5 protein-coding genes are annotated in these 7,229 nt (G+C 61.0%); all 5 read right to left on the minus strand.

Annotation, left to right across the window (positions count from 1 at the left end; genetic code table 11):
• Window positions 1-124 precede the first annotated feature (124 nt).
• The 5 genes from WBB95_RS03740 to WBB95_RS03760 all read right to left on the minus strand — a co-directional run bounded on the left by WBB95_RS03740 (window position 125) and on the right by WBB95_RS03760 (window position 6,772).
• Window positions 125-1,024 (minus strand): response regulator, encoded by a 900-nt coding sequence (locus WBB95_RS03740; protein WP_424486354.1) that lies wholly within the window; start codon window positions 1,022-1,024, stop codon window positions 125-127.
• 168 nt (window positions 1,025-1,192) lie between these two features.
• Window positions 1,193-1,954 (minus strand): phosphate signaling complex protein PhoU, encoded by a 762-nt coding sequence (gene phoU, locus WBB95_RS03745; RefSeq protein WP_424486355.1) that lies wholly within the window; start codon window positions 1,952-1,954, stop codon window positions 1,193-1,195.
• 71 nt (window positions 1,955-2,025) lie between these two features.
• Window positions 2,026-2,859: a phosphate ABC transporter ATP-binding protein PstB gene (gene pstB, locus WBB95_RS03750; protein WP_056860879.1), complete on the minus strand. Its 834-nt coding sequence runs from the start codon at window positions 2,857-2,859 to the stop codon at window positions 2,026-2,028.
• A gap of 193 nt (window positions 2,860-3,052) precedes the next feature.
• A complete protein-coding gene (gene pstA, locus WBB95_RS03755) occupies window positions 3,053-4,723 on the minus strand; it encodes a phosphate ABC transporter permease PstA (RefSeq protein ID WP_424486356.1) in 1,671 nt (556 codons plus the stop codon).
• A 15-nt stretch (window positions 4,724-4,738) separates the two neighbouring features.
• Complete coding sequence (locus tag WBB95_RS03760; RefSeq protein WP_424486357.1) at window positions 4,739-6,772, minus strand: ABC transporter permease subunit; 2,034 nt, start codon at window positions 6,770-6,772, stop codon at window positions 4,739-4,741.
• Between the last annotated feature and the right edge of the window lie 457 nt (window positions 6,773-7,229).

A 7,229-nucleotide genomic window follows, 5' to 3' on the forward strand; every position in this document is an offset into this window, starting at 1 on the left:
AGCGGGCTTGCTCGCGAAGGCGGTGGTTCAGTCAATATATCCAGTGACTGATAACCCGCATTCGCGAGCAAGCCCGCTCCCACATTTAGTTTGTGTTGTTCAATCGATAGCGTCTGGGCTCTGATCACGCACCCGGTACAAAGTGCTTCTGCGCCGTACCGCGCGCGATCAGGCGGGAGATGTAGTCGAGCTTCTGCGCGTCCTGGTCGATGAACCGGAAGGTCAGTTGCAGCCAGTCGCTGTCGGGCTTGGGCTCGTAGGCGACGATGGCGTGCAGGTAGCCGTTGAGGCGGGCGATTTCGGCGTTGTCGCCTTGCTCAAGGTCGAGCACGGCGCTTTCCAGCACCTGGGGCAGGACTTCACCGCGACGCACCACCAGCAGCGCCTCCTTGATGCTCAGCGCCTTGATCACGCATTGCTGTGTGCCGCTGGACAGGCGCAGTTGGCCTTGTCCCCGCCCACTGGCAGGCGACGCAGAGGCAGGTGCCTGCACCGGCGGGCTGTTGAGCAGGCCTTTGCTCGGGGCCGCCACAGGCGCGGGCTTGACCGCTTCAGGCTTGCCGCCGGTCAGGGCGCTCAGTGAATCGTTGCCGAACGCCGAGTTCATCTTGGTCGGTGCGCTGGCGACCAGCGCATCGAGACGGCCGATCTTGTGCAGGGCCTGCTTGACCTTGTTGAGCAACTGCTCGTTAGTGAACGGCTTGCTGACGTAGCCGGAAACGCCGGCCTGGATCGCCTGAACCACGTTTTCCTTGTCGCCACGGCTGGTCACCATCACGAACGGCATGGCCTTCAGGTGGGGTTGCTCACGGCACCAGGTCAGCAGCTCAAGGCCGGACATTTCGGGCATTTCCCAGTCGCACAGCACCAGGTCGAAGGTCTCGCGCATCAGGATGGATTGCGCCTTTTTGCCGTTCACCGCGTCTTCAATCTTGATCCCGGGGAAGTAATTGCGCAGGCACTTCTTCACCAGGTCGCGGATAAACGAGGCGTCATCCACCACCAACACACTGACTTTACTCATCGACCCTTCATCCTATTCACACTTCGGCACGCAAAACGCCTGACTGGTGGCATTTTGCCAAAACTCGCGGATCACAGAAGGACTTAATTGCGCCCGCTGTGCAAAAAATTCAGATGCCACAAACGAAAACGCCCGGCCAAAGGCCGGGCGTTAATTTCTCGGGCAACCTTACTTATCGTCAGGAACGCCCGGAACATTAGGTATTTGGTCGGCGGTGCCTTCAACTTCGGCTTTCATGCGCTTGAGGCCCATGTGCCGCACGTCGGTGCCGCGCACCAGGTAGATGACCAGTTCGGAGATATTGCGCGCGTGATCGCCGATGCGTTCGAGCGAGCGCAGCACCCAGATAATGTTCAAGACCCGCGAGATAGAGCGCGGGTCTTCCATCATGTAGGTAGCCAGTTCACGCAGCGCGGTCTTGTACTCGCGGTCGATGATCTTGTCGTATTGGGCCACGGACAACGCCAGGTCGGCATCAAAGCGGGCAAACGCGTCGAGCGCGTCGCGCACCATGTTGCGCACCTGGTCACCAATGTGGCGCACTTCCACATAACCGCGCGGCGCTTCGCCTTCTTCGCACAACTGGATGGCGCGGCGGGCGATCTTGGTGGCTTCATCGCCGATGCGCTCCAGGTCGATCACCGACTTGGAGATGCTGATGATCAAACGCAGGTCGGAAGCCGCCGGCTGACGACGGGCCAGAATGCGCAGGCATTCTTCGTCGATATTGCGCTCCATCTGGTTGATCTGGTCGTCGATCTCGCGCACTTGCTGGGCCAGGCCCGAGTCGGCCTCGATCAGCGCGGTGACGGCGTCGTTGACTTGCTTCTCCACCAGCCCGCCCATCGCCAGGAGGTGGCTGCGCACTTCCTCAAGCTCGGCGTTGAACTGCGCGGAGATGTGATGGGTAAGGCCTTCTTTGCTGATCATGTGGGTGTCCTTGGAGCGTCCGGTAAGGTGCGGAGAACCGCAGCATTCAATGCAATCAGAACCACCGCGCTCTAGCCATAACGACCGGTGATGTAATCTTCGGTCTGCTTCTTCGCCGGATTGGTAAACAGGGTGTCGGTGTCACCGAACTCCACCAGCTTGCCCATGTACATGAACGCGGTGTAGTCGGAAACCCGCGCCGCCTGTTGCATGTTGTGGGTCACGATGACGATGGTGAACTTGGATTTGAGCTCGTAGATCAGCTCTTCGACTTTCAGCGTCGAGATCGGGTCGAGTGCCGAGCACGGTTCGTCGAGCAGCAAGACTTCCGGTTCCACCGCGATGGTGCGCGCGATCACCAGACGCTGCTGCTGGCCGCCGGACAGGCCGAGCGCCGACTCGTGCAGGCGGTCTTTGACCTCGTCCCACAGCGCCGCGCCTTTGAGCGCCCACTCAACCGCTTCGTCGAGAATGCGTTTTTTGTTGATGCCCTGGATGCGCAGGCCATACACCACGTTTTCGTAGATGGTCTTGGGGAACGGGTTCGGCTTCTGGAACACCATGCCCACACGGCGACGCAGTTCGGCCACGTCTTCGCCCTTGCGGTAGATGTTGGTGCCGTAGAGGTTAATCGCGCCTTCTACGCGGCAGCCGTCCACCAGGTCGTTCATGCGGTTGAAGGTACGCAGCAGCGTGGACTTGCCGCAGCCGGATGGGCCGATGAAGGCGGTCACACGCTGCTTGGGGATGTTCATGCTGACGTCGAACAGCGCCTGTTTTTCACCGTAATACAGGCTCAGGCCCGGCACTTCGATGGCCACGGTTTCCTGGGCCAGGCTCAGGCTCTGCTTGTCGCGACCCAGGGCCGACATGTTGATGCCGTGGGTGTGGGTTTCATGTTGCATGGGATGCTCCCTGTGCTACCAATTCGTTTCGTTGAACCGCCGGAGCGGCTTACTCAAAATCTGTGTCCAGCGCCAATCTTTGTGGGAGCTGGCTTGCCTGCGATGGCATCACCGTAGTGTGCCTGTTCAACCGAGTCGCCCGCATCGCAGGCAAGCCAGCTCCCACACAAGCCCGCTCTCACATTGGATCGTGTTAGCTATCCAGCGCTTTGTATTTTTCGCGCAGGTGGTTACGAATCCACACCGCCGACAGGTTGAGCGTGGCGATCACCAGCACCAGCAGCAAGGCGGTGGCGTACACCAGTGGCCGTGCGGCTTCGACGTTGGGGCTCTGGAAGCCAACATCATAAATATGGAAGCCCAGGTGCATGATTTTCTGGTCCAGGTGCAGGTACGGGTAGTTGCCATCCAGCGGCAGCGATGGCGCCAGTTTCACTACACCCACCAGCATCAGCGGCGCCACTTCACCGGCGGCACGGGCCACGGCGAGGATCATGCCGGTCATCATCGCCGGGCTGGCCATCGGCAGCACGATCTTCCACAGCGTTTCCGCCTTGGTCGCGCCGAGTGCCAGAGAACCTTCACGCACGGTACGCGGGATGCGCGCCAGGCCCTCTTCGGTGGCCACGATCACCACCGGCACGGCCAGCAGCGCCAGGGTCAGCGAGGCCCACAGCAGGCCCGGCGTACCGAACGTCGGGGCCGGCAGGGCTTCGGCGAAGAACAGCCGGTCGACCGAACCGCCCAGCACGTACACAAAGAAGCCCAGGCCGAACACGCCGTAGACAATCGCCGGTACGCCCGCCAGGTTGTTCACGGCGATGCGGATAATCCGCGTCAGCATGTTCTGCTTGGCGTATTCACGCAGGTACACCGCCGCCAGCACGCCGAACGGGGTCACGATCATCGCCATGATCAGGGTCATCATCACGGTGCCGAAAATGGCCGGGAAAATCCCGCCTTCGGTGTTGGCTTCCCGTGGGTCATCGCTGAGAAATTCCCAGACCTTGCTGAAGTAGAAACCGACCTTGGTTATGTAACCCATGGCGTTCGGCTGGTACGCATGCACCACCTTGCCGATGCCGATTTCCAGTTCTTTGCCGTTGGCGTCGCGGGCGGTCAGGCTGTCGCGGTTGAACTGAGTGTGCAGGTCGGCCAGGCGCGCTTCGATGTCCTTGTAACGGTTGTTCAGTTCGGCGCGGCCGCTGTCCATGTCGGCTTGAGCGGTGGCGTCCAGCTTGCCTTCCAGCTCCAGTTTGCGACCGTGCAGGCGGATGCGTTCCAGCCCTGAGTTGATCGCGCCGATGTCGGTTTTTTCCAGGCTCTTGAGCTGGGCCGCGAGTTTGTTCACGCGGTCGACACGGGCTTGCAGCTCGGGCCAGGCGGCTTCGCCTTCGGCGATGACCTTGCCATCCTGCTTGACGTTGACCAGCGTGCCGTAGAAGTTGCCCCACTCACGGCGCTCGATGGCCATCAGGTTTTCAGGCTTGGTCTGATCCTTCAGCCACTCGCCGACGATCCAGGTGAAGTCGTTGCCGTTCAGGTCGCGGTTGCCGACCTTGATCAGCTCGCGCGTCATGAATTCCGGGCCTTGATCCGGCACCGGCAGGCCAGCGCTTTTCAGGCGCTCGCGCGGTACTTCTTCTTTCTGCACCACTTCGCCGATGACGATATGGTTTTCCTGGCCCGGCACGCTGTAGTTGGCCTGGATCAGGTCAGCCGGCCAGAAGTGGCCCAAACCACGCACCGCAATCACGGCCAGCAAACCAATGGTCATGATGACCGCGATGGACACCGCGCCACCGCTGATCCAGACGCCGGGGGCGCCGCTCTTGAACCATCCATTCAGGGAGTTCTGTTTCACAGACTTCTACCTTTCTTAAAGCGACGAGTATTTCTTGCGCAGACGCTGACGAATCAGTTCTGCCAGGGTGTTCATGATGAAGGTGAACAACAGCAGCACCAGCGCCGAGAGGAACAGCACGCGGTAGTGGCTGCCGCCGACTTCCGACTCGGGCATTTCCACCGCGACGTTGGCCGCCAAAGTGCGCAGGCCTTCGAACAGGTTCATCTCCATCACCGGGGTGTTACCGGTGGCCATCAACACGATCATGGTTTCACCCACCGCGCGGCCCATGCCGATCATCAGCGCCGAGAAAATCCCCGGGCTGGCGGTCAGGATGACAACACGGGTCATGGTCTGCCATGGCGTGGCGCCCAGGGCCAGCGAGCCCAGGGTCAGGCCACGCGGCACGCTGAACACGGCGTCTTCGGCGATGGAGTAGATGTTCGGGATCACCGCAAAACCCATGGCCAGGCCGACGACCAAGGCGTTGCGCTGGTCGTAGGTGATCCCCAGGTCGTGGGAGATCCACATGCGCATGTCACCGCCGAAGAACCAGTTTTCCAGGTACGGGCTCATGTACAGCGAGAGCCAGCCCACAAACAGGATCACCGGGATCAGGATCGCGCTTTCCCAGCCATCGGGAACGCGCAGGCGGATCGACTCAGGCAGGCGACTGAAGACAAAGCCGGCGACCAGGATGCCAATCGGCAGCAGCATCAGCAGGCTGAAAATTCCCGGTAAATGCCCTTCCACATACGGCGCCAGGAACAGGCCGGCGAAGAAGCCGAGGATCACCGTCGGCATGGCTTCCATCAGCTCAATCACTGGCTTGACCTTGCGGCGCAGGGTCGGGGCCATGAAGTAGGCGGTGTAGATGGCGGCGGCAACGGCCAATGGCGCGGCCAGCAGCATGGCGTAGAAGGCGGCTTTCAGCGTGCCGAAAGTCAGCGGCGCCAGGCTCATCTTGGGTTCGAAGTCGGTGTTGGCGGCGGTCGATTGCCAGACGTATTTAGGCTCGTCGTAGTTTTCGTACCAGACCTTGCTCCACAACGCGCTCCAGGACACTTCCGGGTGCGGGTTGTCCAGCAGCAACGGCTGCAGCTTGCCGCCGGCTTCGACGATCACGCGGTTGGCGCGTGGCGACATGCCGAATACGCCTTGGCCGTCGACCACCGGGTCGACCAGCAGGGTGCGGTGGGCGGTGCTGTGGAACACGCCAAACTTGCCGGAGGCGTCGAGGGCCGTGAAGCCTTTGCGACGTTCTTCGGCAGTGATTTCCACAATTGGCGTGGTGCCCATCTGGAAGGTACGGATCTGCTTCAGGCGCTGTTCGCCATCCGGATCGCGGGCCATGAACCACTGGGCCAGGCCACCTTTGGAGTTACCGACGATCAGCGAGATACCGCCCACCAGCTGGGTGCTGGCGGTGATTTCGGCGTTGCCGTCTTCGAGCAGCTTGTAGCGACCGTTAAGGCTCTTGTCGCGCAGGCTGAAGACGTCAGCGAGGGCGCGACCGTTGATCACGTACAGCCATTGCTGGCGCGGGTCGACGAAAATCGCCTTCACCGGCTCGGTCATTTGCGGCAGCTCGATACGCTTCTGCTCGCTGGTGACTTCGCCGGTCATCATGTTTTCTTCGCGGCTCAGGCTCAGCACGTTCAGGTACGAGCCAGCGGAGCCTGCAATCACCAGCGACGAGTCGGTGGCGTTGAGCGCGACGTGCTCCAGCGGGCGGCCCTGCTCGTCGAGCACGATTGGCGTTTCGCCATAAGGGTATTCAATCGCGGGGGTGATGGTTTTCTTGCCGTCCGGGTAGGACACCTTATAGGTGTGGCGGAACACCAAGGACTGGCCATTCGACAAACCGAGGATCACCAACGGGCTGCCCGGCTGGTCTTCACCGATGGACGCAACGCTGGCGCCTGCTGGCAGCGGCAGGTCGACACGCTTGAGCTCGGCGCCGGTGTCCACATTAAAGAACAGTGCCTGGCCCTTGTCGGAAACCCGCATGGCGACCTGGTTCTGTTCCTCAAGGGAGATCATCAACGGCTTGCCGGCGTCCTGGATCCAGGCCGGGGTCAAGGCGTCTTCCTTGGTCAGCGAGGCGCCCTGGAACAGGGGCGCAACCACATAGGCGAGGAAGAAGAAGATCAAGGTGATGGCGCCGAGGACGGCGAGGCCGCCGATCAACACGTACCAGCGGGTCAGGCGATCTTTGAGCGCGCGAATGCGGCGCTTGCGTTGCAGCTCAGGCGTATTGAAATCAATGCGCTTGGGAGGAGAAGTCGTCGTCATGGTGGAATTGGCCAGATCATTCATGCGCACACCCTAGCGATCCTGTATGACAGAAAGATGACAATGCAGTGACGCAAGAAAGCCGCCGCGTAGCAAAGCTGGCAGCGGACTAAAAAATTAGGGGTGTAGACGGTTAGTGTGGGAGCGGGCTTGCTCGCGAATACGGTGTGTCATTCAACACAATGGCGACTGATACACCGCCTTCGCGAGCAAGCCCGCTCCCACAGGG

It is taken from the genome of Pseudomonas sp. (assembly GCF_049645325.1).
Classification (GTDB): Bacteria; Pseudomonadota; Gammaproteobacteria; order Pseudomonadales; family Pseudomonadaceae; genus Aquipseudomonas.